The following is a 24966-nucleotide window of genomic DNA, read 5'->3' as shown; positions in this document are numbered from 1 at the left end:
GCAACGGAGCTGCCGGGTAACTCTGTTCGCGAGCAAGCTCGCTCCTACATAAGAGCCGCGCTCAGCGCGCGCTGCGCACGCCTTCGGCCAGCTCGCGGCACAGCCCGAGTACGCCCTGCACCGCGTCGGAGGAGCTTTCCGCGTTGGCGATCTTGTCCACCAGCGCCGAGCCCACCACCACGCCGTCGGCCAGGCGGGCGATGCTCGCCGCGTGCTCCGGGGTGCGGATGCCGAAGCCGATGGCCACCGGCAGGTCGGTGTGGCGACGCAGGCGCGCCACGGCTTCCTCGACATGGTCCAGGGTCGCCGCGCCAGCACCGGTCACGCCGGCTACCGAGACGTAGTAGACGAAGCCCGAGCTGCCGTTGAGCACGGTCGGCAGGCGATTGTCGTCGGTGGTCGGGGTGGTCAGGCGGATGAAGTCCAGGCCGGCGGCCTGGGCCGGGTCGCAGAGGTCTTCGTTGTGCTCCGGCGGCAGGTCCACCACGATCAGGCCGTCGACGCCGGCCTCTTTCGCGTCGGCGATGAACTTGTCCACGCCGTAGTAGTGGATCGGGTTGAAGTAGCCCATCAGCACCAGCGGCGTGGTGCTGTCGCCCGCGCGGAATTCGCGGACCATCTTCAGCGTCTTGACCAGGTTCTGGCCGTTGCCCAGGGCGCGGATGTTGGCCAGCTGGATCGACGGGCCGTCGGCCATCGGATCGGTGAAGGGCATGCCCAGTTCGATCACGTCGGCGCCGGCGGCCGGCAGGCCCTTGAGGATGTCCAGCGAGGTGGAGTAGCCCGGGTCGCCGGCGGTGATGAAGGTCACCAGGGCGGCGCGGTTCTGCTGTTTGAGTTCGGCGAAGCGGGTCTGCAGGCGGCTCATGCTTTCTGCTCCTGTTGCATGTGGTGCATGACGGTCTGCATGTCCTTGTCGCCACGACCGGACAGGTTCACCACCATGATGTGGTCCTTGGGCAGGTTCGGCGCGCGCTTGAAGACTTCGGCCAGCGCGTGTGAGGACTCCAGCGCGGGGATGATGCCTTCCAGGCGGCAGCAGGTGTGGAAGGCTTCCAGCGCCTCGTGGTCGGTGATCGAGGTGTACTCGACGCGACCGATGTCATGCAGCCACGCGTGTTCCGGGCCGATGCCGGGGTAGTCCAGGCCGGCGGAGATGGAGTGCGCGTCGATGATCTGGCCGTCCTCGTCCTGCAGCAGGAAGGTTCGGTTGCCGTGTAGCACGCCCGGTACGCCGCCGTTCAGGCTGGCCGCGTGCTTGCCGGTCTCGATGCCGTGGCCGGCGGCTTCGACGCCGACGATCGCAACGCTCTCGTCATCCAGGAACGGGTGGAACAGGCCCATGGCGTTGGAGCCGCCGCCGATGCAGGCGACCAGGGAATCGGGCAGGCGGCCTTCCTTCTCGGCCAGCTGCTCACGGGTTTCCTTGCCGATGACGGCCTGGAAGTCGCGGACCATCGCAGGGTACGGGTGCGGACCGGCCACGGTGCCGATCAGGTAGAAGGTGCTCTCGACGTTGGTCACCCAGTCGCGCAGGGCTTCGTTCATCGCGTCCTTCAGGGTGCCGGTGCCGGCGGTGACCGGGATCACTTCGGCGCCCAGCAGCTTCATGCGGAACACGTTGGCCTGCTGGCGATCGATGTCGGTGGTGCCCATGTAGATCACGCATTGCAGGCCGAAGCGCGCGGCCACGGTGGCGGTGGCCACGCCGTGCATGCCAGCGCCGGTCTCGGCGATGATGCGTTTCTTGCCCATGCGCCGGGCCAGGAGGATCTGGCCGATGCAGTTGTTGATCTTGTGCGCGCCGGTGTGGTTCAGCTCTTCGCGCTTGAGGTAGATCTTCGCGCCGCCGCAGTGCTCGGTCAGGCGCTCGGCGAAGTACAGCGGGCTCGGGCGGCCAACGTAGTCGCGCTGGAAGTAGGCCAGCTCCTTCTGGAACTCCGGATCATCCTTGGCCTTCTCGTACTCGCGGGCCAGGTCGTGGATCAGCGGCATCAGGGTCTCGGCGACGTACTGGCCGCCGAAGCTGCCGAACAGGCCCTTGGCGTCGGGACCGTTGCGCAGTGTGGACATGGGAAGGCTCCTGTGGGGTCGTGTGGGTAGGGCGTCTTGTTTGTTGGATCCCCGCGTTCGCGGGGATGACGCGGGAGTTATCCCGTCACTCCCGCGAACGCGGGAGCCCAGAAACGGACGTCTTCCTACGAATGGTGCTCAGGATACGGCTGTGTGAGGGACGGGAAAAGCGATAAGATCGCCTCAACCTGTCAGGAAAACTCACAGATAGACCGCCATGAGCCGAGACCTTCCCCCGCTCAATGCCCTGCGCGCCTTCGAGGCTGCCGCGCGCCTGCGTGGCGTGAGCCCGGCGGCGGATGAGCTGAGCGTCACCCACGGTGCCGTCAGCCGGCAGATCCGCCAGCTGGAGGAGGACCTGGGCGTCACCCTGTTCGTCAAGGACGGGCGCGGCGTAAAACTCACCGATGCCGGCCAGCGCCTGAGCGAAGTCGCCAGTGACTCCTTCGAACGCCTGCGCAGCGTCTGCGCCGAGCTGCGCCGCCAGGCCGACGGCAATGCGCCGTTCGTGCTCGGCTGCCCGGGCAGCCTCCTTGCCCGCTGGTTCATCCCGCGCCTGGACCGGCTGAACCGCGACCTGCCCGGCCTGCGCCTGCAGCTGTCGGCCAGCGAGGGCGAGATCGACCCGCGCCGCGCCGGACTCGACGCCACCCTGCACTTCGCCGAGCCGCCGTGGCCGGCGGACATGCAGGTGCACGAACTGGCGGTGGAGCGCGTCGGCCCGGTGCTCAGTCCGCGTTACTCGCGCTTCGCCGAACTCTGCGCGGCGCCGGCCACCGCGCTGCTGGGCGAGTCGCTGCTGTACACCACCTCGCGCCCGCAGGCCTGGCCGGCGTGGGCGACCAACAGCGGCCTGGAGGCCGGCGCGTTGCGGCTCGGGCAGGGCTTCGAGCACCTCTACTACCTGCTCGAAGCGGCGGTGGCCGGCCTGGGCGTGGCCATCGCGCCGCAGCAGGTGGTCGCCGACGACCTCGTCGCCGGCCGCCTGGCCGCGCCCTGGGGCTTCGTCGAAACCCGCGCGCGGCTGGCGCTCTGGGTACCCGCGCGGCTGCCGGACCGACGCGCGTTGCTGCTGGCGGACTGGCTGCGTGGCGAGCTGAACGTCTGAGTTTGCCCTGAGTCCCCCCCTCTACTAGTGTCCTAGGAAGGCGCTGGCACTCTGCCTGTGCGGCGCGGCGAACACAGGAGAGCGGGCATGTCGAATCATCACACCTACAAGAAGATCGAGCTGGTCGGTTCCTCGCGCACCAGCATCGAGGACGCCATCAACAATGCCCTGGCCGAGGCGGCCAAGAGTATCGATTTCATGGAATGGTTCGAGGTGGTCGACACCCGAGGACACATTGAGAACGGCGCGGTCGGCCACTACCAGGTGACCATCAAGGTCGGCTTCCGGGTCGCCAACAGCTGAGGGTGGCCGGGGACACCACGACCGGCCCTCGGACTTTTGTCATGCGCGTCTGCGATGCTCGCGGCGCGCCTTGAGCGGTGCACCGGGTTCGCCCGGTTTTCGGCCCGGCTGGGCCTTTTTCTGTGAAAGCGAGGGAGCGTTAACGATGAAGAAGTTTCTGTTGGCCGTGGGGGTCTTCGCACTGGCGGGTAATGTCCTGGCCGCCGGCAAACCGTGCGAGGAGCTGAAATCGGAGATCGACGCGAAGCTCAAAGCCAAGGGCGTCGCCTCCTACACGCTGGAGGTCGTCGACAAGGGCTCCGCCTCCGGCAAGAAGGTCGTGGGCACCTGCGAGAGCGGCAAGAAGGAAATCGTCTACTCGAAGTAAGCCTGTCGCAGTAGAAGAAGCGGCCGGGAGCCCGTAAGGGTCCCGGCCTTTTTCATGGCTGATGGTCCGGACGCGGCGCCGGGCACTCTGTCGCCCGGCGGTGGTCCACCGTTAGGATAGGGTGCCCCGCGTGGGGTATGACGAGGGAATGCGATGACGAAGAAATGGGCCGTGGCGACCAGCGTGGCGCTGCTGCTGGCGACGCCGGCGAGCTGGGCGGCAACCAAGTCGTGCGAGGAGCTCAAGGCGGATATCGAGACCAAGATCCAGGCCGCCGGGGTGACCTCCTACACCCTGGAGATCGTGGACAAGTCCGAGGTGAAGGACCCGAGCATGGTGGTCGGCAGCTGCGATGGTGGGAAGCGGCGGATCATCTACCAGAAGAACGACAGCTGACGAACGCCGGATTGTTCTTCTGAGTAGGAGCGGGGGATTGCCCCTCACCCCAGCCCTCTCCCGAGGGGAGAGGGATCTGTCCGTGCCGGCTGGAGGTGTGGTTTCAACCTGCGCCGATCAGTCCCCTCGCCCGCTGGGTTAGGGTGAGGGAAAGTCGTCGGCACGCGATGTCACCGCGATCCATCCGTTCAGCGCCTAGAACGGCCCGCAGCTTACCGCCCCCTGGAAATCCGTCTTCGCCACCAGCGTTCCGCGGGCGTCGGTCAGCAGCGCCAGGGCGCTGCGCAGTTGCGGGCGCAGTTCCAGACGGTAGCGTTGGCCGGCGGCGAAGTCGTCGTAGGTCACCTTGACCCGGCAGGTCAGTTCCGCGGGCTCGCTGTTCATGCCCATGCCGCCGCCAGAGGGGATTTCGTACTGGAAGCGCACCACCAGGTCATGGTGCCCGGGCGTCACCTGGAAATAGCGCCCGTCGTTGACCGACTTGCCGTCCAGGCGCTCGGCCATCAGCGTCTTGCCGGCCGTGGTGTAGAGGTCGACCCAGGCCATCTGCGGGTCGTGGGCGGGCAGCGGGCCGGCGCAGCCGCCCAGCAGGGCGAGCGCGAAGAGCAGACACAGACGCATGATGGTTCACCGTGGCGAAGGACCTGGGGCCACAGCATAACTCCGCGCCGGCCAGGCGATGTCAGGCGCGATCGCAACCGCGCTCGCGGCCCCGGGCGACCTCGTTGGATTGCGCGTCATACAGCTTGGCCCAGGGGCGGAAGCCGATGCTGCCGGTTTCCAGGCGATAGCGCTGGCCGGCGGCGAAATCCTTGTACTTCACCGTCAGCTCGCAATCGCGCCAGAGGGCTTCGTCCACCGGGCCGATATCCACCGGTTCGACCTGGAACTGGAAGCGCACGCGCAGTTCGTGCTGCCCCGGATCGACCTCGAAGTAGCGCGCGCTGGGCCAATCCTTGTCGTCGACTTTGGTGGCCGAAAGATCGCTCTTGCTGTTGGTGTCCAGGTCGATCCAGGCGCGGTTCGGGTCGGGCTGTGGCAGCAGCAGGGAGCAGCCGCTCAAGGCGAGCAGGCTGATGGCAGTGAGAACGGCGCGCATCGGGGGACTCCTGGGTAGGTTGCGTCGTGCCAGCGGGCGGACCGGGCGCTGTGCTATGTTCCGCGCATGCCCTTCCGCCTTCTTATCCCGACACTCGACCTTCGCCTGTGCCGCTGGGTTCCCTGCCTGGCGATCTGGGCGCTGAGCGGTTGTTCCACGGTGAGTTATTACGGGCAGCTGGCCGACGGACAGCTGCGTCTTCTGGCCGCCCGTGAGCCGGTCTCCGAGGTCGTCGCCGACCCGGCCCGCGATCCCGTGCTGCGCCGGCGCCTGGAGCAGTCCCAGGAGGCGCGCGCCTTCGCCAGCGCCGCGCTTGGCCTGCCGGACAACCAGAGCTACCGACGCTATGCCGATATCCACAGGCCCAACGTGGTGTGGAACGTTTTCGCCACCCCGGAGCTGTCGCTGCGCCCGGTGACCCACTGCTTCCCCATCGCCGGCTGCGTGGCCTACCGCGGCTACTACGGCGAGGCGGGTGCGCAGGGCGAGGCGAAGCGGCTGCAGGAGCAGGGGATGGACGTCTACGTCGGCGGCGTCGAGGCCTACTCGACCCTCGGCTGGTTCGACGATCCGATCCTCAGCAGCATGTTGCGCTGGGGCGACCAGCGCCTGGCCGAGACGATCTTCCACGAACTGGCGCACCAGAAGTTCTACCTGCCGGGCGACACCGCCTTCAACGAATCCTTCGCCTCCTTCGTCGAGGCCGAGGGCGGCCGCCGCTGGCGCGCCGCGCGTGGCCTGGCGGACGAGTCGCCGCAACTGGAAGCGCAGCGCAAGCGCTTCACCCAGTTGGTGCTCGATACCCGCAAGCGCCTGCACAAGCTCTACGCCAGCCCGCGCAGCGACGCCGAGAAGCGCGCCGGCAAGGCGGCGGAATTCGAGCGCCTGCGCCGCGAGTACCGCGAGCTCTGTGTTCACGAATGGGGCGGCAAGGCGCCGTTCGACAACTGGGTCAACGGCCCGCTGAACAACGCCAAGCTGCTGCCCTTCGGGCTCTACGACCAATGGGTGCCCGCCTTTGCCGCTTTGTTCGCCCAGGTGGGCGGCAACTGGCCGGCGTTCTATGCACGGGTGGAGAAGCTGGGCGCGATGCCGCCGGCGCAGCGCACGGCCGCGCTGGAGCAGCTGATGGCGGGGCAGCGGGTGGCGTTCTGACTACCTGCCGATATCGCTCGACCGCACTGCATTTCGTAGGAGCGAGCTTGCTCGCGAACCGCCCAACAATGATGTGACCGGGGATATCTGTTCGCGAGCAAGCTCGCTCCTACAGGCCTCTGCTGGCCTCGGTCCCGTTGGCGAAAAAGCGATCGTCGTTGCCGGGGAATCACTCCGCTCGATCAGGGCTGTGCAGCGGCAGGTCCAGTTGCACCCGCCGCCGCAGCCAGGGGCTGGGCCGGTAGCGCGCCTCGCCGTAGCAGGCCTGCAGGCCCTGGAGGATGGTGAGGATGCGCGCCGCGCCGTAGTGCTCGCCGAAGGCCAGCGGGCCGAAGGGATACCCCAGCGCCAGTTGCACCGCGCGGTCCAGCGTCACCGGGCTGGCAATACCGCGCTGGGCGATCTCGCAGCCGAGGTTGACGACGCTGGCGACCACCCGCTGGCTGATGAAGCCGGGCGAATCATTGATCACCTCTACCGGCACGCCGTCGCTTCCCAGCGCCTGCCGGGCCTGGATCTCCAGTTTCGGGTCGAGGGCGGGCTGGCGCATCAGCACGCGGCGGCGGTCCAGGTCGGTGAAGGTTTCCAGCGCCAGGCTGCGCTCCGGCGGCAGGCCCAGGGCGTCGATGCAGGTGGCGGCGTCCGTCCCCAACGGGGTGACCAGGCAGATGGCGCGGGACGAAGGCGCTTCACTGGTTTCCAGTACAACGCCGCCCTGGGTCAGGATCGCAGCGATGCGGTGGCGCAGTTCCGGGTCCTGGCTGTCGAGCCAGTACGGACGGTTCAGCAGCACCGGCTCCGGTTGTACTTCGACTTCGTGCAGCGGCTGGCCATCGCGGTAGCGGTAGAAGCCCTCGCCGCTCTTGCGCCCGAGCAGGCCGCCGGCGACGCGTTGGGCTGCCAGGGGCGACGGGGTGTAGCGCGGGTCCTGGTAGAACTGCTGGTAGAGCGATTCCATCACCGCGTGGGAGATATCCAGGCCGGTCAGGTCGAGCAGCTCGAAGGGCCCCATGCGGAAGCCCGCACCGTCGCGCAGGATGCGGTCGACCTGCGCCGGGGTGGCGATGCCTTCGCCGAGAATGCGCAGGGCCTCGGTGCTGAAGGCGCGGCCGGCGTGGTTGACGATGAAGCCGGGACTGTCCGGCGACACCGCCGGGAAGTGCCCGGCCTGCTCGGCCAGGCGGCTCAGGCGGTGCACCACGGACTCCTGGGTGCGCTGGCCGCGCACCACTTCGACGATGCGCATCAGCGCCACCGGGTTGAAGAAGTGGTAGCCGGCGACCCGCTCCGGATGCTGGCAGCGCGCGGCGATGCGGGTGACCGACAGCGACGAGGTGTTGCTCGCCAGCACGGCGTCCGGCGCCACGCGCTTTTCCAGCTCCGCCAGCAGCGCCTGCTTGGCGCCGAGGTCTTCGATGATGGCTTCGATCAGCAGGTCGCAGTCGGCCAGTTCGTCCAGGCTGTGGGTCGGCAGCAGGCGCTGCATCGTCCCGACCAGCGCCTCGGGGCTGAGCTTGCCCTTGGCCACCGAGCGCTCCAGCAGCTCGCGGTTGAAGGCCAGCGCCTGTTCCACGGTCTGCGGGTTGCTGTCGTACAGGCGCACCGGCAGGCCGGCGGTGGCGAACAGCTGGGCAATGCCACGGCCCATGGCCCCGGCGCCAATCACGCCGATGCGGTTGAAGGACTCGGTCATGCTGCGGATCTCATCGTGCGAACCTGCTTCAACCATAGACGCTGTGCTCATGCGGTGGTCCCTTTGGCCAGTTCCAGATCACGCAACTGTCGGCGCAGCAGCTTGCCGACGGCGGTCTTGGGCAGCTCGTCGAGCACCTCGACGAAGCTCGGCACCTTGTAGCCGGTGAGGTGCTCGCGGCAGTGGGCGATGATCGCCGCCGCATCGAGGGCGGGATCGCGCAGGCTGACGAACAGCTTCACCGTTTCGCCCTTTCGCGCGTCCGGCACGCCGATGGCCACGCATTCGCGCACGCCGGGGTGGCGCATCACCGCGTCTTCCACTTCGTTGGGGAACACGTTGAAGCCCGAGACCAGGATCATGTCCTTCTTGCGGTCGACGATCTTCAACATGCCGTTGGCATCCACTTCGGCGATGTCGCCGGTCTTCAACCAGCCGTCCTCGGTCAGCACCTGGGCGCTCTCCTCCGGGCGCTGCCAGTAGCCCTGCATCACCTGCGGGCCGCGCAGCCAGAGCTCGCCCGGCTGGTCGGGGCCGGAATCGTTGCCCTCCTCGTCCACGGTGCGCAGCTCGGTGTCGATCAGCGCCTGGCCGACGTAGCCCTCGCGGTAGGGGCTGTGCAGCGTGCCGGTGGAGACCACGGGCGAGGCCTCGGTCAGCCCGAAGCCTTCGCGCACCGGCGCGCCGGTCAGCGCTTCCCAGCGCCGGCCCACTTCGCGGTTCAGCGGCGCGCCGCCGGAGGTCACCCATTTCAGGTGGCTGAAGTCGATGGCGGCGAAATCCGGGTGGTTCATCAGGCCGACGAACAGGGTGTTGATCCCGCTCATCAGGGTGAAGGGGTAACGGCGCATTGCGCCGATGATCTCGTCGAGGTTGCGGCCGTCGCGGATGAACACCGTGTGCAGGCCCATGCCCACCGAGGACAGGCAATTCGTGGCGAAGGCCATGATGTGGTAGAGCGGCAGCGGCGCGATGCGCACATCGGTGGCCGGCTCCAGCAGGCCGGGGCGCATGAACAGTTCGAGGGTCTGCACGACGTTGGCGATCAGGCTTCGGTGGCTGAGCATCGCGCCCTTGGACACGCCCGTGGTGCCGCCGGTGTATTGCAGCAGTGCGAGGCGGTCCAGGCCCTGCTCGGTTGCTACCGGCGGCGCTTCGGCGCCCAGGCGCAGGGCTTGCTGGAAGCGCGTGCAGTCGGCGTCTTCGCAGTCGAATTGCGGCCGCTCGATGTCGTCGATCGAGGTCAGCAGAACCTGCCGCACCTCGCAGTTCGCCTGCACGCCGCGCAGCAGCGGCAACAGGCGGTCGAGCAGCAGGATGGCGTTGGCGCCGGAGTCGGCCAGCTGGTGGCGCAGCTCGCCCGCGGTGTACTGCGGGTTGGTGTTTACCAGCACCACGCCGGCCTTCAGCGCGCCGAAGGTGGCGATGGGGTATTGCAGGGAGTTGGGCAGCATCAGCGCCAGGCGGTCGCCCGGTTGCAGGCCGGCGTGGTGGCGCAGGTAGCGGGCGAAGGCGTCGGCCTGGCGTTCCAGCTCGGCGAAGCTCAGGTGGCTGTCGCCGCAGGAGAAGGCGAGGCGTTCGGGGAACGCGTGACAGGCCTCCTGCAGCAGGTCATGGAGGTTCTGGTAGCCGTGTCGGGCGATCTCACGGGCCACATATCCGGTCTGGAAGGTGGGCATCGACTTCTCCGTCCTTTCCTCTGGGCTTTGAATTATTGTTCTGCACAGCGAAACATAGTGTCGAAATCGATGGTATGCGATAGCCTGGGTCCGTGCAACGAGCATGCTCGGACCGCTGCGGGACGGCGGGTCGATCTGCTATCGTTCGCCCGCGCCGCCAGCGGCGCCCGTCAACAAGAATCCCCCGCCGAGGCCCCATGAGCGACGACGTCGAAGACAGCAGCAACCCCAAGGACCGCAAGTTCGTCGAGGCCCTTGCCCGCGGGCTGGACGTGCTGCGCGCCTTCACCCACGGCTCGGTGGTGCTCGGCAACCAGGAAATCGCGCGGATCACCGGGTTGCCCAAGCCCACGGTGTCGCGCATGACCTACACCCTGACCAAGCTCGGCTACCTCTGCTACTCGCAGCAGCATGAGAAGTACCAGCTGGATTCCGGTGTGCTGGCGCTGGGGTATGCCTACGTTTCGAACCTGCGCGTGCGTCAGCTGGCCAAGCCGTACATGGACGCCTTCGCCCGCCGCACCAACACCACGGTCGGCCTGACCTGCCGCGATTGGTTGTCGATGATCTACGTGGAGAATTGCCGTCCGCCGGAGGCCACCTCTTTGCGGATGGACGCTGGCGTGCGCCTGCCGCTGGCGACTACGGCTGCAGGCCGCGCCTATCTGGCGGCGACGCCGGAGCAGGAGCGCGAGCATCTGCTGTCGGCCTTGCAGGAGCGCCATGAAGGCGATTGGTCTGCGATGCGAGCTTCGCTGGAGGCGTCCTTCGAGGAGTACCGCGAGCATGGGTTCTGCCTGTCCCTGGGCGACTGGGACCGCAACGTGCGCGCGGCTGGCGTGCCGCTGCGTCTGGCTGACGGTGGGCTGATGGCGCTGACTTGCGGGGCGCCGTCGTTCCAGCTCAGCGAGGAGACCCTGCGTGGCTCGCTGGCCCATGAGCTGGAGATGCTGGCGCGGGATATCGAGAGCCTCGGGGCCTGATTTCCAAGGCGCGAAACTCTCCGCGATCAGCTCCTCTGCCGTTCTATCCCCTCACCCCAGCCCTCTCCCCAGGGAGAGGGAGCCGTTCAGTGCGAATGGAAGCAACGGAGTTTGCCGACGAGCGCCTGGCTTTCCAGCCACTCCGGACAGTCCCCTCTCCCTCCGGGAGAGGGTTAGGGTGAGGGGCGGCTACCGCGCCGATGTCGGTCGGAGCGCCCCACGCCTCACACCACCTCCATCAACCCCGCATAAACCTTCAGGTGATGATCGTCGTCACCCAGCTGGTGGCTGAGCATCACCAGCCGCTTGGCGTGGTGCGCGAGCACATACTCCCAGGTCATGCCAATGCCGCCGTGCAACTGGATCGCCTGCTCGGCCACATAGCGCGCCGCGCGGGTGACAATGAACTTGGCGGCCGCCAATATGCGGCTGCGCTCGGCGCTGTCGGGCTGGTCGGCGACGCAGGCGGCGAGGATGGCCATGCTGGTGGCCTGTTCCAGCTCGCTGCGCATGTCCACCATGCGGTGCTGCAGCACCTGTAACTTGCCGATGGGGATGCCAAACTGCTTGCGCGTCTTCAGGTAGTCCAGGGTCAGCGCGCAGGCCTCCTGCAGGCTGCCGAGGGCTTCGGCGCACTGCGCGGCGATGGCGCGGCCCTGCTGGTAGCGCAGCGCCGGCAGCGCTTCGCCGGGCGTGCCGACGGCCTCGCCGGTGGCGCCGTCGAGGAACAGATCGCAGGCACGCTGACCGTCCACTGTCGGGTACTCGCGGCGGCTGACGCCGGCCTGCTGCGGATCGACCAGGAACAGGCCGATGCCCGCCTCGTCCCGCGCGTTGCCGGCAATCCGCGCCGACACCAGGATCGCCGTGGCGCTCTGCCCGCCGATCACCACCGCCTTGCGGCCGCTCAGTTTCCAGCCGTCGCCGGCCTGTTCCGCGCGGGTCTGCACGTCGTGCAGTTGGTAGTGGCTCTGCGGTTCTTCCAGGGCCACCGCCAGTTGCGCCTCGGCGCTGGCGATGCGCGGTAGCCAGTGGTCCTTCTGCGCCGCGCTGCCCAGTTGGGCGATCAGCCCGCCGCCGTGCACTACCGATTGCAGGTAGGGCTCCAGGCACAGGCCACGACCTAGCTCGGTGAGTACCAGCAGGCTCTCGACGCCACCGCCGAAGCCGCCGTGGCTTTCCGGCAGCGACACCGAGGTCAGCCCCAACTCGCCCAGCTGGCGCCAGAAATCGAGGCTGTAGCCCTGCTCGCTCCTGCTGAAGCCCTCGCGCTTGTCGAACGGATAGGCGTCGCGGACCAGGCGGGCCGCGGTGTCCTGCAGCATCTGCTGCTCTTCGCTCAGTTTGAAGTCCATGGTCAGCCCCTCACAGCTCGAGAATCATCTTGGAGACGATGTTCTTCTGGATTTCGTTGGAGCCGCCGAAGATCGACAGCTTGCGCAGGTTGAAATACTGGCTGGCGGGTGCTGCCGAATAGTCCGCGTGCAGCGGCTCGGCGCCCAGCTCGAATTCGTCCTCGATGAAGGGCAGCGCGTAAGGGCCGAGCACCTTGCGCAGCAGGTGGCTGATGGCCTGGCGGATCTCGGTGCCTTTCACCTTCAGGATCGAGCTCTCCGCGCCCGGCACGCCGCCTTCGCGGGCGGCGGCGAGGATGCGCAGGGTGCTCATCTCGATGGCCATCAGCTGCATCTCCACCTCCGCCACCTGGGCGCGGAACAGCGGGTCATCGAGCATCGGCTTGCCGTCGCACAGCTCGCGGCTGGCCACGCGTTTCAGGTGCGCGAGCACCGCCTTGGACGCACCGATGCCGGCCAGGCCGGTGCGCTCGTAAGTGAGCAGGTACTTGGCGCAGGTCCAGCCTTCGTTCTCGCGGCCCACCAGGTTCTCTACCGGCACGCGCACGTTGTCGAAGAAGACTTCGTTGACCTCGTGCTCGCCGTCCAGGGTGATGATCGGGCGCACGGTGATGCCCGGCGTCCGCATGTCGATCAGCAGGAAGCTGATGCCGCGCTGCTGCTGCGCTTCCGGGTCGGTGCGCACCAGGCAGAAGATCCAGTCGGCGTGCTGGCCGAGGGTGGTCCAGGTCTTCTGGCCGTTCACCACGTAGTGCTCGCCGTCGTGCACGGCGCGGGTTTTCAGGCTGGCCAGGTCGGAGCCGGCGCCCGGTTCCGAGTAGCCCTGGCACCACCAGTCGGTGCCGTCGAGGATGCGCGGCAGGTAGTGCGCCTGCTGCTCCGGCGTGCCGAACTTGATGATCACCGGGGCGACCATGTTGACGCCGAAGGGGATGGTGCGCGGCGCGCCGAAGGCGGCGCACTCCTCTTCGAAGATGTGCTTCTGCACGGCGTTCCAGCCGGTGCCGCCAAACTCCTCCGGCCAGTGGGTGGCGTACCAGCCCTGCTCGCTGAGCACGCGCTGCCAGCGTTGGTGGTCGCCTTTGTTCAGGTGTTTGCCCAGGCGCACCTTGGTGGCGATGTCCTGGGGCAATTTGCTTTCGAGGAAGGCGCGGACTTCGTCGCGGAACGCCAGCTCGTCAGGGGTGAAATGGATGTCCATGGCGGGTCCTCTACAGATCAGCGAAGCGGCGGCCTTCGGCCACCAGGCGTTCGAGCAGCGGCGCGGGCTGCCACCAGGCGCCGAGGCGCTGGTGGAACTCGCGGATTCGTTCCAGCACGTGGGCAAGGCCCACGCTATCGGCATGGAACAGCGGGCCGCCGCGCCAGGCGGGGAAGCCGTAGCCGTTGAGGAAGATCACGTCGACGTCGCTGGCGCGCTGGGCGATGCCTTCGTCGAGGATATTGGCGGCCTCGTTGATCAGCGCGTAGATGCAACGCTCGACGATCTCTTCATCGCTGACCGGTGCGCGGGTGATGCCGCGTTCGGCGGAGGCCTGCTCCAGCATGGCCGGCAGCGCCGGGTTGTCCTGCTGGGCGCGGCCGCCTTCGCCGTAGTGGTAGAAGCCGGTACCGGTCTTCTGCCCGAGCATGCCGGCGGCGATCAGGTGATCGAGCACCGTGGGCAGCGTCTGGCCGGGCTTGAGGTTCGGCCGCTGCCGCGCGCGGATCGCGTGGCTGATGTCCAGGCCCGACAGGTCGCGCACTGCCAGCGGCCCCATGGCCATGCCGAAGGCGCGCATTGCGCGGTCCACCTGGGCCGGCGTGGCGCCCTCTTCCAACAGGAATTCGGCCTGGCGGCCGTACTGGAAGATCATGCGGTTGCCGACGAAGCCGTCGCACACGCCGACCACCACCGAGACCTTCTTCAGGCGCTTGCCCAACTGCATGGCGGTGGCCAGCACGGCGTCCGAGGTTGCCTTGCCGCGCACCACTTCGAGCAGGCGCATGACGTTGGCCGGGCTGAAGAAGTGCAGGCCGACCACGTCCTGCGGACGCTTCGTGAAGGCGGCGATTTCGTTGAGGTCCAGCGAGGAGGTGTTGCTGGCGAGGATCGCGCCGGGTTTGCACGCGGCGTCCAGTTGCGCGAAGACCTGGCGCTTCACGTCCAGGCTCTCGAACACTGCTTCGACCACCACGTCCACGTCACCCAGCGCGGAGTAATCGAGCACGCCGCTGATCAGGTCCATGCGCCGCTCCAGTTCTTCGGCGCTCAGGCTGCCGCGCGCCACGCTGGCGGCATAAAGGCTGCGGGCGCGGTCGAGGCCGCGCTGAAGAGCTTCGTCGTTCACCTCCAGCAGCTTCACCGGGATGCCGGCATTGGCGAAGCACAGGACGATGCCGACGCCCATGGTGCCGCCGCCGATCACGGCGGCGCTGCGGATGTCGCATGGCTGGATTTCAGCCGACAGTCCGTCGACCTTGGCGGCATCGCGCTCGGCGAAGAAGGCGTGGATCTGCGCGGCACGCTGCGGCGATTCCATGCATTGCTGGAACAGCTCGCGCTCGCGGGCCAGACCTTCGCGCAGCGGCAACCGGGTGGCGGCTTCCACCGCGTCGATGCAGCGCTGCGGGGAGAACTGGCCGGGCAGGCGCTTCTGCACTTCGCCGCGCTTGTGGGCGATCAGTTCGGCGAGGCCGGTTTCCCGCACACGCTCGTTGCGTTCGCCGGTGCGACGCGGGCCTTTGCCGTCCGCCAGCAGGCGCTGGACGAAGGCGAGGCCGGCTTCGGCCAAGTCACCGTCGAACAGCGCGTCGACGAGGGTGTTCTCCAGCGCTTCGGGTGCGCGGATCGGCGTGCCGCTGACGATCATCTCCAGGGCCTTTTCCACACCGGCCAGGCGCGGCAGGCGCTGGGTGCCACCGGCGCCGGGCAGCAGGCCGAGCTTCACTTCCGGCAGGCCGACCTGGGCGTCGTGGCGGGCGATGCGGTAATGGCAGGCCAGGGCGACTTCCAGGCCGCCGCCCAGGGCGGTGCCGTGGATCACGGCGACGCTGGGCTTGGTCGCGCTTTCGATCGCTTCGACCACGTCCGGCAGCAAAGGCGCCTGCGGCGGCTTGCCGAATTCGCGGATATCAGCGCCGGCCATGAAGGTGCGTCCGGCGCAGACCAGCACTACCGCACGTACCTGCGGGTCGGCCTCGGCCTGTTGGAAGGCTTCGAGCAGCCCGGCGCGGACGGCCTGTCCGAGGGCGTTCACCGGGGGGCTGTCGACCGTCACCAGGGCGATCTCGCCCCGGCGTTCGAGCTGTACCGCTTCTGACATGCTGTGCTCCGTTTGGAGTTGTTTTAACGGAATGGTGTTTCGCTGTGCAGAATACGATGCGATTTTTTATGGGCGGTTTGCAAGGTTTTTTGTTGGAGCGGGGTTGCTCGCGAACTATCGGAGGCCATGGGTGCGCCGAGGATTATCGTCCGCCCCCCAATGCCTGGTTGATCGGAAGGTCCCTTCATTCGCCTGGTGAATAGGATTCGGCCGACTCGTCGGGCTTGGCATAGTGGGACACCACGTGCAGGAGAGCGCGCCATGAATGAGTTCGAACACCAGCTGCTGGCGGTCAACGGAATCCAGCTCAGCCTGTACAGCGTCGGTCCGGCGGACGGCAAGCCGGTGTGGATGCTGCACGGCTTTCCCGAATGCTGGCATTCCTGGCAGCACCAGATGCGCGCCCTCGCCTCTTCCGGTTACCGCGTGTTCGTCCCGGAGATGCGGGGCTATGGCCGGACCAGTGCGCCGGATGCGGTGGACGCCTACGACCTGCTGACCCTCTGCGCGGACATCCAGGGCGCGATGGATGCGCTGGGGCACTCGCAGGTGGCGATGGTCGGTCATGACTGGGGCGCGCCGGTGGCTTGGCACCTGGCGTTGCTGGAGCCGCAGCGGGTGGAGGCGCTGGCGACGCTGTCAGTACCCTTCGCAGGCCGCGCCAAGCGTCCGCCGGTGGAGATCATGCGGGAGGTGTTCGCCGGTAAGTTCTTCTACATCCTCTACTTCCAGGAGCCGGGCCGCGCCGAGGCCGAGCTGGATGAGAGCATCGCCCTGAGCCTGCGCCACTTCCTTGGCGACAACGTGCGCCTGGCACCGGACCAGTCCCCCGATGGCCGCCTGTTGGATGGCCTGCCACAGCCACCGGCGCACCCCGCCTGGTGCAGCGCCGAGGATTTCCGGTACTACGTGCGCACCTTCGAGGGACGTGGCTTCCACGGCGCGCTGAACTGGTACCGCAACTTCGAGCGCAGCTGGCAACGCACCGAGCCGCTGACGGGGCGCAAGGTCGAGCAGCCGACGCTATTCCTGATCGGCGACCGCGACCCGGTCGGTCGCTTCGAGGCATATACCCTGCAGCGCATGCCCGAGCATGTGCCGAAGCTGGAACAGCATGTGCTGGAAAACTGCGGCCACTGGATCCAGAACCAGCAGCCGGCGCGGGTCAATGCGCTGCTGGGCGACTTCCTCGCCCGGCATTACCCAACCTGACTCAGGCGCTGCGGCGCATGCCGATGTGCGGGATGTCGTCTTCCAGGTAGACCTCGGTGACCGGGGCGAAGCCGTATCGGCCGTAGTAGCCCTGCAGGTGCGCCTGCGCCGAGAGGTAGATCGGCAGCCCCGGCCAGCGCCGGGCGATGGCCTGCAGCGCCTGATCCATCAGCTCGTGCCCCAGGCCCTGGCCGCGGCCTTGCGGGGCGATCACCACGCGACCGATGACCACGTCGCCGTCATGGCGCTGCGGGTCCAGCAGGCGCAGGTAGCCGAGCAGCTGGCCACCCTCCTCCACCATCAGGTGGCAGGTGTCGCCGATGAGGTCGAGGCCATCGACTTCCTGGTAGGGGCACTTCTGCTCGACCACGAAGACTTCGGTGCGCAGGCTCAGGATGGCGTACAGCTCTTCCTTGCTCAGGTCGCTGTGGTGTTTGCAGGTCCAGTTCCGGGCCATGGAGGGTACTCCTGTCGATGGGGTCGTCATGGTAGCGCGCCGCTCAGACCGGCGCCTGGAAGCGCAGGCTGGACGAGCCGCCGAGGTGCCGGCGCAGCGCCTCGATGGCGACCTTGACCTTGGCCGGCTGCGCATCGCGGCGGGGGGTGACGGCGTAGATGCCGAACGGCGGCAGCGTCCAGTCCGGCAGCAGGCGTTGCAGCCTGCCCTCCTCCAGCGCCTCGCGCACTTCCGGCTCGGGCTGCGCGGAAATGCCCAGGCCGTCGAGGGTGAACTGGCGCAGGGCGATCATGCTGTTGGCGGCGACGCGGGGTTCCAGGCGCAGCTTGCAGGGCTCCCCGTCCGGGCCAGTGAAGTTCAGGTAGCCCTGGTGCGCGACGGTGTTCAGGGCCAGCCAGTCCACGCCTTGCAGTTGCTGCGGATGGTTGATCGGCGGCAGGCGCCGCAGGTAGGACGGCGCGGCGCAGATGACGTTGTTCCACTCGGCCAGATGGCGCGCCACCAGGCTGGAGTCCGACAGGCTGCCGACGCGAATGGCGAGGTCGATGCGCCGCTCGATCAGGTCGATCTGCTCGTCATGGAAGAACAGCTGCAGGCGCAATTGGCGATGGTTCTCCAAAAGCGGACGCAGGGCCTCGGTGATCAGCTTGCCGGAGAAGCCCACCGGGGCGGCCAGGCGCAGTTCGCCGACCGGCGCCTCGCGCCATTCACCCAGGCGTTGCTCGGCCTCTTCGGCGATCGCCAGCATCTGTGCGCAACTGCGGTAGAACGCTTCGCCCGCCTCGGTCAGGGTGAGCTTGCGGGTGGTGCGGTGCAGCAGCGTCACCTGGGCGTGGGCTTCGAGCTTGCGGATCTGCTGGCTGACCGCCGAGGGCGTCATGCCCAGGCTTTCGGCGGCGGCGGCCATGGAGCCGCGGGCCACCACGGTGGCGAAGACCGCCATGCCCTTGAGGTTGTCCATTGTGAAGCTCCGCTTAAGAGTGAAAGGCAAATTAGCCGGTTTTTCCGTGGATTTCCCAGGTCTAGCATGACAACTCCCGAAAAAGGAGAAGAGAACGATGCCGCTGAGCCATGCCACTGTGGCCACCCCTGTCGCCGCGCGCTACCTCAAGCGCCTGTGCAACCACTTCGCCCACAAGCTCCCGGTGGAGCTGACCGAGGACCGCGGCGTGCTGCGTTTCGACTTCGGCACCTGCCGCCTGCACGCCACGCCCGCAGCCTTGCTGATGGAGGCCGAAGCCGCCGATGCGCAGGCACTGGAGCGCCTGCAGAACGTGGTGGTCAGCCACCTCGACCGTTTCGCCTGGAAAGAAGGGCAATTGCCGGTGGATTGGCAGGCTGCCTGACCCGCTTTCGAAAAAAGCCCGCAAAAACGAAAAAACCCGGCCAAGGCCGGGTTTTTTGTTGCCTGGAAAAAGTCAGTCGTCGCTCAGATCGAATGACTGAAATCCATTATGTGGTTTGAATTTTGTTCATATAAGAAGAAATTGAATCAAAAATGACCAAATTAACAACATACGAATATTTGTATGCTTTTTGATCAAATTAGAAAGTCAATACTTTGAAATATTTTGTAACCGTGTGGCCACTTTTACCCCGAGTTATCCACACGGTCGATGCGCAAAATCTGTACAGAACGCCCCTTTACCCGGTAGGCCGCCTGGTACGGCCAGCGCTCGACCGGCAATTCCCGGACGCCGGGCACTTCGCTGGGCACGCCGCTGCTGCTCTGGTCGAGGTTCGCCAGCGGGCGGACCTGCACGACGATGTCCTGGATGGCCCGTAGCGCCTTCTCCGGGCCGATCAGCACGACGTAGTGGTCGTAGATGGCGTCCAGATCGCCCGCCGCCTTGTGCGTCCATTTCAGGCTCATGCCAGCCCCCACTTGGCTTCGATGGCGGCGTGCTCGAGCAGGTGGCCGGCATCGGCGTCGGCCACGCCTTCATCGATGGCCGCGACGTGCCAGCTCTGGCGTTCCAGGTACTGCGCCAGGGCCTGGCGCAGGTGGTACGGACGGTCCCGGTGGGTGGCGCGGGCCAGCTGGTCCAGGGCCTGGACGAGGGCGTCATCGGCGCGGAAGGAGACAACGGTGGTCACTTTTCGTACAGTTCCGTTTACGCTGTATACAGTGTTTACATTGAAGACAAAGGTATACGGATCAGCGACTTAGCGTCAAGTCGAAGGCGAGGGGAGCGATGGACGAGGAATGGAAGGCGGTCTGTGAGCGCACCGTGGCGGCGCTGCGGGACGAAGGCTATGCGCTGGTGCCGGGTGTGCTGGGGCCTGCGCAGGTACGGCGCCTGTGCGCCGCCATTGATGGCCTGCAAGCGCTGCACTGGGATTACGAAGGCTTGGTGGACCACTACAAGTGCGTGTTCAACCGCGATCCGCTGTGGCTACCGATGCTCGACCTGCCGGGGGTGATCGAGCCGATGGAGGCGATGCTGGGCGGCGATTGCCATGTGATCGGCCAGACCGCCTGGCGCTGCCATCCGGGCTTCATCGGCGCGGACATGCACCTGGACTACCTGCCCATGGCGCTGCCGGCGGCGTGCCTGGCCGAGCCGGCATTCGAGCTGCCGATGTTCATCTGCACCGCGCAGCTGTACCTGAGCGACATCGACGAGACCCTGTGTCCGACCTGGGTGATTCCCGGCAGCCACAAGGCGGGCAGGGCACCGGCAGCGGATGAGCGCGAGTGGAATGGTCAGGTGGCACGGCCGATTCTCTGCAGGGCCGGGGATGTGCTCCTGTTGCGCAGCGAGCTGTGGCATGCCGGCAGCCGCAATACCAGCCAGCGCACGCGCTACCTGCTGCAGATCCACTATGGCCGGCGCATGGTGGCGCAGAAGTTCTCGCCCTACCTGCGCTGGCGCTTCAACCCGCTGGTAATTGACGCCTGTACGCCACGCCAGCGCCGCCTGCTGGGCGATCATGAGGCGGCGGAATACGATTGAGCCGATCAACCCCGGAGGATCGAACATGAGCGCGAAACACCAGGGTGGCTGTCACTGCGGACAGCTGCGCTATGAGTGCGATGCCGAGCTTACGGATGTCGCCCATTGCCACTGCTCGATCTGCCGGCGCACCACCGGCGGCATCGTCACCACCTGGGCCACGGTGCCGCTGGGCAGCTTTCGCTGGACCCTCGGGACGCCCGCCGAGTACCGGTCTTCGGCGTCCTGCGTGCGCTACTTCTGCGGCAACTGCGGGGCGCAGATGGCGCTGTTCACCGACCTGGCGCCGTACACCCTGGACCTCACCACGGCAACGCTGGATGACGTGGCCGAGGTGGTGCCGGACCGGCACATCTGGGTGAAGAGCCGGCTGCCGTGGCTTCACCTGGACGAGCAGTTGCCGGAGGAGAGGGAGGAGAAACTCTAGCTTCCGCGGTTCAGGCCGACCTCAGGGCAATTCCAGCCCGCCCGCCGCCTTGTGCAGCGCTCGCAGGTGCGCCCCGATCTGCTTGGTGTTGGCTTCCAGCGCCGCCAGTTCGGCGCGCCGCTCGGGCGTCAGCAGGGCGCGTACCTCGCGGTCGAGGTTGTCGCTGAGCTGGCGCAGGCGTTTCTGGCGCTGCTGCGTCTGCTGTTCGAGGGTGACGGTTTCCTTCGCCTGGGGCAGCCCGTAGCCGCCGTCGAGCAGCTCCGCCGGGCGGCTGAGGAAGCCGCTGTCGTCGAGGATCTGCTGCAGTGTCTTGCCGGCGGTGGCGAGCCGGGTATCACCGCTCAGGTCGTCGCGGTTGCTCAGGTAGAGTTGCTTGAGTTCGTCCTGGGCCAGCAGCAGCTGGCGGCGCAGCGAGGCCTGCTCGAGCAGCAGCAGGGCGGCGCTGGCGCGCAGGTCGGCCTTGTCGAACCAGGGGCGGCGCTCCGTGGCGGGCAGCGCGAGCCAGTCCTCGACCTTGTCCTGGCGGATGTCCAGGCGCTTCTTCAGCACGTCGAACATGGCCTGGTAGCGGTCGCGGAAGGAGTCGAAGCGGTAGCCCAGGCGCAGGGCTTCCTTGGGGTTATCCAGCACGCTCGGGTCGGCGATCCCCTGGTTCTCCAGCAAGCCGAGCACGCCGTAGGGGGTGATGCTGTCCATGCTCTGCAGGCTCTGCCGCTGGATGCCGCTGCGCAGCAGTTTCAGGGTCTCCACGGCGCAGTTGTTGGACAGGAAGTAGTAGTTGCCGTCGTAGCTCCAGTGGCTCTGCGCGGAGCGTTCCACCAGGCTGTTGATCTCGTCGCGGCTCAGGCGCAGCGGGATCGAGGCCAGGCTGCGCAGCTCGATCTTGGTGTACTCCTCGATCACTTGCGACAGCGGCAGCACGAACAGCCGCGACGGGTAGGCACCGGTCAGGCCGTCCCAGCTGGAGAGCTGCAGGTCGCCGACGAAGGCGCGGTAGGAGAGCACCAGGTGCTGGTCGAGGTCCAGGCGGCAGTCCGGCCCGCGCGGGCGGCCCGGCGCACAGACCACCAGGCGCAGCATGGTGTGCCCCCAGCGGCTGGCGATGTCGGCGTTGGCCTCGGCGATGAAGTAGTCCACCTCGTAGACCCGTTCCGGGTCGAGGTAGCCCAGCGGCTGCCGGCCGAAGTCGCGCCCGGCGTTGAGGTAGGCGTAGCTGCCGGCGCAGGCGTCGCGTTGCGGCCGCTCGCCGAAGCGCGCGGCGTAGTAGCGGTACAGCGCGGGGCGGCGGCAGGCGTAGCTCGGGTCGAGGAGGAAGTACTCCATGTTCACCGCGACGTATTCGCGCGGGTTGCTCAGCTCGTAGCTGTCCGGGCTGCGCAGGACGAAGCGGTTGTGTTGCTCGCGTTCGCCATGCTTGCCGGCGTACTGCGGCCAGCCGGCCAGGTCGAGCAGGCGCGGGTCGTCGCTGAGGGTGAAGCGGCGACCGGTCTGGCCTCGGCATTCGTCGGGTGCGCCGACGCGTCCCAGGCTCTTGTCGCGCATCGTGCAGCGGCGGATGACGCGGGCTTCGTCGGCGTCCCAGAGGCGGGCGCGGTCGTAGAGGTGGGTCAGCTCGTGGAGCAGGGCGGCGAGCAGTTCGCGGCGCAGCGTGCCGTGGGTGCGGCCGGTCTGCTGCGTGGCGGCGCTGCCGTCGGTAAGCGCGGCGAGATAGCGGGTGCTCAGGGCGATGGCATCGGGGCGCAGCGCACGGCCCATGCCGTTGCTCGGCAGGTCATCGCGCCACTGCACCTCGACCTTGCGGTCGAGGCGCTCGACGAAGGTGGGCGGCAGCGTCTGCAGGGCCTCGTCCAGCAGTTGCTGGCTGGCCTGGCGCTGGGCGCCGGTCAATCCGTCAGTGTCGAGCTCCAGGCGGAGCGAGGCATGGCTGCTGGCGGCGACTATCAGTGCAAGGGCCGCCAGCCAGCGGCCGGCCTTGAGTCTCACAGAGCGAGGATGGCTTCGGCCAGGGCCTGGTCGGAGGCGTCGCGGGCCTGCGGCACGTCTTCACGCAGCACCTTGAACGCGGCTTCCAGCTGGGCGCCACGGATCGCGCCGTCGCTGCCGACGAAGCTGGCGGCGTCGTCGCGGGCTTCCTGCACGATCTTCATGTCACGGATGGAGGTGGTGGTGTCTGAGGTGAAGTCGATGCTGCGGGCGAAGGCATTGGTGGTGATGTTGAACACGCGAATCACCGACTGTGCCTGGGCGCCGGAAGCGCAGGCGGCGAGCAGCAGGCCGAGGATCAGGGGGCTCTTGGAAATCGAGCAGAGGCGCATGGGTGTCTCCGAAAGGGCAGCGGGGGCTGCTCACGACTTATTGGGCAAGAATCGCTTCGGCCAGTTCCCGATCATTTGCCGCGAGCGCCGGATGCCGCTCGCGCAGCCAGTGCAGCGCCGCTTCGAGACGGGCGCCGCGCAGCTCGCCGGCGGTGGCGATGAACCCTGCCGCGTCGTCACGGGCGCTGCGCAGCAGCTTGTTCTCGAACGGCGTGCTGGTCAGTTTGCTGGTGACATAGCTGGTCCCTACCGGGAACTGGGTCGTCTGGTCGAATGCCTGGGCGGGCAGGGCGCAGAACGACATCGGTAGCAGGAGCAGTAGAGGGCGCATGGGCGGAGATGATCGGAAAAGCACGACCGCCAAGGCTAACGGAATGCGTGGCCGAGGGCCAGCGCGGCGCGCCGGGCGGAGTGCCCGGCGCGGGGAGGCATCAGATGGTCAGGATGGCCTGTGCCAGCTGCTGGTCGTTGGCGGCCAGGGCCGGCATCTTGGCGCGGATGTGGCGCAGGGCGGCTTCCAGGTGGGCGCCACGGATGTCGCCCTGGCTCGCTACGAAGGTGGCGGCGTCGTCCTTGGCTTCGAGAACGATCTTGTCGTCCTTGAAGGAGTTGCTGACGTTGGTGGTGGCGTCGGAGGTGGCGCCGGTGGCGCGTACCGACAGGTCGGTGGTGTAGACGAAGCTGGTGGCAAAGGCGCCGGTGGCGCAGCCGAGCAGGGCCGCTGCGGCGATCAGTTGAAGGCTTTTCTTCATGGAGTGGCTCCGGATAAGGCACAAAAAGGTGGCCGGGGCGGCCACTCTACCGATGCTCAGACTAGCCAAGACTGATTCGCGTCACCAGAGGTCAGCGCCAGAACGGCTTCGAGATTTCGCCGATCCGCTCGCTGGGGCTGACGCCGATGTCGGCCAGTTGCCGGCTGTCCAGCTCGGCCAGCTGGGGGCGGGTGCGGGCGTTGTGCAGGTACTGGCCAAGCAAGGCGAGCAGCCGGCTTATCGACGCGCGGGCGGAGTGTAGCGCTACGTGCGGGGGTGTTGCGTGCAAACTGCCTGGGCGATCCATGGGCTGTGCTCCCTTGCCAGATCCAGTGCGGATGGAAAGACAGCTTCCGCGCTGACGTCGGTTGGCACCAGACACAGCCAGATACACAGTGGTGGATACAAATGACTATCCCGGCCAACTGTTATGCCGATGCGGCGGCTCCCTGTACCGGCCCGGCAGGGGCGCGCCCACTGCCGGATCGAAATGGGGTGTGCGGCCTTCAGGGCTTGCGGGCGATGATCACCTGGCTTTTGGCGATGACTGCATCCAGTGCCTGCTTGATCGCCGGGCCGCGCGGCGAGTTGAGCAGGGTCTGCCAGGTCTGCGCCCAGCTCTGCAGCAGCGGGTGGTCCGGATTGTCGAAGCCGACCTTGGCTTCCCAGAAGAACAGCATCCACAACGACCAGTAGAAGCCGTACTGGCTGTGGCTGATGATTTCCAGTCCTGCGTCGGTGGCCATCTTCTTGAACTGTTCTTCGCTGATCACCCGGATGTGGTTGGGCTTCTGGAAGTATTCCGCCGCAGCGAAATCCTTCTGGATGTCTTCCGAGCTGGGGTGCGGGACGCTCAGCAGGTACAGCGACCCATGCTGCCCCACCCGGACCAGCTCGCTGAGGAAAGCGCTGGGATCGTCGACATGTTCGATGACTTCGGTGCAGACCACTCGAGTGGCGGTTTCCGAAGCCAGCGGCAGCGGATTGCTATCGGTCACCAGGCACTCCAGCTCGCGCGCCGGCGTGCTGGCCAGGCGTTGGCGGGTGGCCTCGACCTTGGCCGCGTCGATGTCGGCGATGATCATCTTTGCCCCGCGCATGGCGCAGAAGTGCACATTGCCGCCATCGCCACAGCCGACATCCAGCACCGTGTCTTCGGGGCTGATCGGGAATCCGCTGAACAGCTCGTTGGTTTGCTGGTTGAACCAGCCGCTGTAGGTCGCGTCCTGAAGGCCCAGCATGTAGGGGTCAGGTCCCTGGCTCGGCGTGGGCAGGGTTTCTTCGGGGGTGCCGCTAACCATTCTTTTCAGCTTGTTCAGCATGGGGGTGC

The 24966-nt window shown here is 67.2% G+C and carries 29 protein-coding genes; 10 read left to right on the top strand and 19 right to left on the bottom strand.

What is annotated here, in order from left to right; all coding sequences use genetic code 11:
* Positions 1-61: 61 nt before the first annotated feature.
* Complete coding sequence (gene trpA, locus ACNFBT_RS07610) at positions 62-868, bottom strand: tryptophan synthase subunit alpha (RefSeq protein WP_416747968.1); 807 nt, start codon at positions 866-868, stop codon at positions 62-64.
* Positions 865-2073 carry a tryptophan synthase subunit beta gene (gene trpB / locus ACNFBT_RS07605; protein WP_416747966.1) on the bottom strand — a complete coding sequence of 403 codons (1209 nt, stop codon included), beginning with the start codon at positions 2071-2073 and terminating at the stop codon, positions 865-867. Before trpB ends, trpA begins: the two co-directional genes overlap by 4 nt.
* Positions 2074-2290: 217 nt before the next feature.
* Here trpB and ACNFBT_RS07600 point away from each other — a divergent pair, with 217 nt between their 5' ends.
* The 4 genes from ACNFBT_RS07600 (at position 2291) to ACNFBT_RS07585 (ending at position 4247) form a co-directional block, all read left to right on the top strand.
* Positions 2291-3181, top strand: coding sequence for a LysR family transcriptional regulator (locus ACNFBT_RS07600; RefSeq protein ID WP_416747964.1), 891 nt, complete (start codon positions 2291-2293; stop codon positions 3179-3181).
* Between the two features lie 87 nt (positions 3182-3268).
* Positions 3269-3484 carry a dodecin gene (locus ACNFBT_RS07595; protein ID WP_416747962.1) on the top strand — a complete coding sequence of 72 codons (216 nt, stop codon included), beginning with the start codon at positions 3269-3271 and terminating at the stop codon, positions 3482-3484.
* Positions 3485-3629: 145 nt separating this feature from the next.
* On the top strand, positions 3630-3851 hold the full coding sequence (locus tag ACNFBT_RS07590) for a DUF1161 domain-containing protein (protein WP_416747960.1): 222 nt from the start codon (positions 3630-3632) through the stop codon (positions 3849-3851).
* Between the two features lie 153 nt (positions 3852-4004).
* Positions 4005-4247, top strand: a complete 243-nt coding sequence (locus ACNFBT_RS07585; protein WP_416747959.1) for a DUF1161 domain-containing protein — start codon at positions 4005-4007, stop codon at positions 4245-4247.
* 195 nt (positions 4248-4442) lie between these two features.
* On the opposite strand, the gene ACNFBT_RS07580 is transcribed toward ACNFBT_RS07585, so the two are convergent.
* Together ACNFBT_RS07580 and ACNFBT_RS07575 are read right to left on the bottom strand one after the other, a co-directional pair.
* Positions 4443-4868: a hypothetical protein gene (locus ACNFBT_RS07580; protein ID WP_416747957.1), complete on the bottom strand. Its 426-nt coding sequence runs from the start codon at positions 4866-4868 to the stop codon at positions 4443-4445.
* 61 nt (positions 4869-4929) lie between these two features.
* Positions 4930-5346, bottom strand: coding sequence for a hypothetical protein (locus ACNFBT_RS07575; protein WP_416747956.1), 417 nt, complete (start codon positions 5344-5346; stop codon positions 4930-4932).
* A 66-nt stretch (positions 5347-5412) separates the two neighbouring features.
* Between ACNFBT_RS07575 and ACNFBT_RS07570 the strand changes: the two genes are divergently transcribed.
* Positions 5413-6501 carry an aminopeptidase gene (locus ACNFBT_RS07570; protein ID WP_416747954.1) on the top strand — a complete coding sequence of 363 codons (1089 nt, stop codon included), beginning with the start codon at positions 5413-5415 and terminating at the stop codon, positions 6499-6501.
* A 169-nt stretch (positions 6502-6670) separates the two neighbouring features.
* Here ACNFBT_RS07570 and ACNFBT_RS07565 read toward each other — a convergent pair whose 3' ends face one another.
* Together ACNFBT_RS07565 and ACNFBT_RS07560 are read right to left on the bottom strand one after the other, a co-directional pair.
* The gene (locus ACNFBT_RS07565) at positions 6671-8194 is read right to left on the bottom strand and encodes a 3-hydroxyacyl-CoA dehydrogenase (protein WP_416747952.1); all 1524 of its coding nucleotides are present in this window, start codon (positions 8192-8194) and stop codon (positions 6671-6673) included.
* 47 nt (positions 8195-8241) lie between these two features.
* The gene (locus ACNFBT_RS07560) at positions 8242-9873 is read right to left on the bottom strand and encodes an AMP-binding protein (protein ID WP_416747950.1); all 1632 of its coding nucleotides are present in this window, start codon (positions 9871-9873) and stop codon (positions 8242-8244) included.
* Positions 9874-10070: 197 nt separating this feature from the next.
* Here ACNFBT_RS07560 and ACNFBT_RS07555 point away from each other — a divergent pair, with 197 nt between their 5' ends.
* The gene (locus ACNFBT_RS07555; RefSeq protein WP_275609504.1) at positions 10071-10856 is read left to right on the top strand and encodes an IclR family transcriptional regulator; all 786 of its coding nucleotides are present in this window, start codon (positions 10071-10073) and stop codon (positions 10854-10856) included.
* Between the two features lie 224 nt (positions 10857-11080).
* On the opposite strand, the gene ACNFBT_RS07550 is transcribed toward ACNFBT_RS07555, so the two are convergent.
* From ACNFBT_RS07550 to ACNFBT_RS07540, 3 genes are read right to left on the bottom strand one after another with little or no spacing between them, the layout of a single operon-like run.
* Positions 11081-12211, bottom strand: coding sequence for an acyl-CoA dehydrogenase family protein (locus tag ACNFBT_RS07550; protein ID WP_416747948.1), 1131 nt, complete (start codon positions 12209-12211; stop codon positions 11081-11083).
* A gap of 10 nt (positions 12212-12221) precedes the next feature.
* A complete protein-coding gene (locus tag ACNFBT_RS07545; RefSeq protein ID WP_416747946.1) occupies positions 12222-13412 on the bottom strand; it encodes an acyl-CoA dehydrogenase family protein in 1191 nt (396 codons plus the stop codon).
* Between the two features lie 10 nt (positions 13413-13422).
* Positions 13423-15516 carry a 3-hydroxyacyl-CoA dehydrogenase NAD-binding domain-containing protein gene (locus tag ACNFBT_RS07540; protein WP_416747945.1) on the bottom strand — a complete coding sequence of 698 codons (2094 nt, stop codon included), beginning with the start codon at positions 15514-15516 and terminating at the stop codon, positions 13423-13425.
* 261 nt (positions 15517-15777) lie between these two features.
* On the opposite strand from ACNFBT_RS07540, the gene ACNFBT_RS07535 reads away from it, so the two are divergent.
* Positions 15778-16728, top strand: a complete 951-nt coding sequence (locus tag ACNFBT_RS07535; protein ID WP_416747943.1) for an alpha/beta fold hydrolase — start codon at positions 15778-15780, stop codon at positions 16726-16728.
* Position 16729: 1 nt separating this feature from the next.
* On the opposite strand, the gene ACNFBT_RS07530 is transcribed toward ACNFBT_RS07535, so the two are convergent.
* The gene (locus ACNFBT_RS07530) at positions 16730-17185 is read right to left on the bottom strand and encodes a GNAT family N-acetyltransferase (RefSeq protein WP_416747942.1); all 456 of its coding nucleotides are present in this window, start codon (positions 17183-17185) and stop codon (positions 16730-16732) included.
* A 43-nt stretch (positions 17186-17228) separates the two neighbouring features.
* Positions 17229-18146, bottom strand: a complete 918-nt coding sequence (locus ACNFBT_RS07525) for a LysR family transcriptional regulator (RefSeq protein ID WP_416747941.1) — start codon at positions 18144-18146, stop codon at positions 17229-17231.
* A 97-nt stretch (positions 18147-18243) separates the two neighbouring features.
* Between ACNFBT_RS07525 and ACNFBT_RS07520 the strand changes: the two genes are divergently transcribed.
* A complete protein-coding gene (locus ACNFBT_RS07520) occupies positions 18244-18531 on the top strand; it encodes a DUF2218 domain-containing protein (RefSeq protein ID WP_416747940.1) in 288 nt (95 codons plus the stop codon).
* A 245-nt stretch (positions 18532-18776) separates the two neighbouring features.
* Here the strand turns inward: ACNFBT_RS07520 and ACNFBT_RS07515 are convergent, their stop codons facing one another.
* Positions 18777-19058: a type II toxin-antitoxin system RelE/ParE family toxin gene (locus ACNFBT_RS07515; protein WP_416747938.1), complete on the bottom strand. Its 282-nt coding sequence runs from the start codon at positions 19056-19058 to the stop codon at positions 18777-18779.
* Positions 19055-19282 (bottom strand): CopG family ribbon-helix-helix protein, encoded by a 228-nt coding sequence (locus ACNFBT_RS07510; RefSeq protein ID WP_416747936.1) that lies wholly within the window; start codon positions 19280-19282, stop codon positions 19055-19057. The genes ACNFBT_RS07515 and ACNFBT_RS07510 overlap by 4 nt, the downstream gene beginning before the upstream one ends.
* Positions 19283-19380: 98 nt before the next feature.
* Between ACNFBT_RS07510 and ACNFBT_RS07505 the strand changes: the two genes are divergently transcribed.
* Positions 19381-20142, top strand: coding sequence for a phytanoyl-CoA dioxygenase family protein (locus ACNFBT_RS07505; RefSeq protein WP_416747934.1), 762 nt, complete (start codon positions 19381-19383; stop codon positions 20140-20142).
* A gap of 25 nt (positions 20143-20167) precedes the next feature.
* Positions 20168-20569: a GFA family protein gene (locus ACNFBT_RS07500; RefSeq protein WP_416747932.1), complete on the top strand. Its 402-nt coding sequence runs from the start codon at positions 20168-20170 to the stop codon at positions 20567-20569.
* Between the two features lie 21 nt (positions 20570-20590).
* Here ACNFBT_RS07500 and ACNFBT_RS07495 read toward each other — a convergent pair whose 3' ends face one another.
* From ACNFBT_RS07495 to ACNFBT_RS07470, 6 genes are all read right to left on the bottom strand, one after another.
* Positions 20591-22552 carry a DUF4105 domain-containing protein gene (locus ACNFBT_RS07495; protein ID WP_416747930.1) on the bottom strand — a complete coding sequence of 654 codons (1962 nt, stop codon included), beginning with the start codon at positions 22550-22552 and terminating at the stop codon, positions 20591-20593.
* Positions 22549-22884: a DUF2388 domain-containing protein gene (locus ACNFBT_RS07490; RefSeq protein WP_416747928.1), complete on the bottom strand. Its 336-nt coding sequence runs from the start codon at positions 22882-22884 to the stop codon at positions 22549-22551. The genes ACNFBT_RS07495 and ACNFBT_RS07490 overlap by 4 nt, the downstream gene beginning before the upstream one ends.
* A gap of 37 nt (positions 22885-22921) precedes the next feature.
* Positions 22922-23215, bottom strand: coding sequence for a DUF2388 domain-containing protein (locus tag ACNFBT_RS07485; protein WP_416747926.1), 294 nt, complete (start codon positions 23213-23215; stop codon positions 22922-22924).
* Positions 23216-23315: 100 nt separating this feature from the next.
* A complete protein-coding gene (locus ACNFBT_RS07480) occupies positions 23316-23636 on the bottom strand; it encodes a DUF2388 domain-containing protein (RefSeq protein ID WP_416747924.1) in 321 nt (106 codons plus the stop codon).
* A 91-nt stretch (positions 23637-23727) separates the two neighbouring features.
* The gene (locus tag ACNFBT_RS07475; protein WP_416747922.1) at positions 23728-23859 is read right to left on the bottom strand and encodes a DUF1127 domain-containing protein; all 132 of its coding nucleotides are present in this window, start codon (positions 23857-23859) and stop codon (positions 23728-23730) included.
* A gap of 283 nt (positions 23860-24142) precedes the next feature.
* Positions 24143-24958: a class I SAM-dependent methyltransferase gene (locus ACNFBT_RS07470; RefSeq protein ID WP_416747920.1), complete on the bottom strand. Its 816-nt coding sequence runs from the start codon at positions 24956-24958 to the stop codon at positions 24143-24145.
* Between the last annotated feature and the right edge of the window lie 8 nt (positions 24959-24966).

It is taken from the genome of Pseudomonas sp. NY15181, from assembly GCF_048068055.1.
In the GTDB taxonomy this organism is placed as follows: domain Bacteria; phylum Pseudomonadota; class Gammaproteobacteria; order Pseudomonadales; family Pseudomonadaceae; genus Pseudomonas.
Note: the sequence above shows the minus strand (reverse complement) of the source record. Positions and strands in the feature narration are given on the sequence as shown.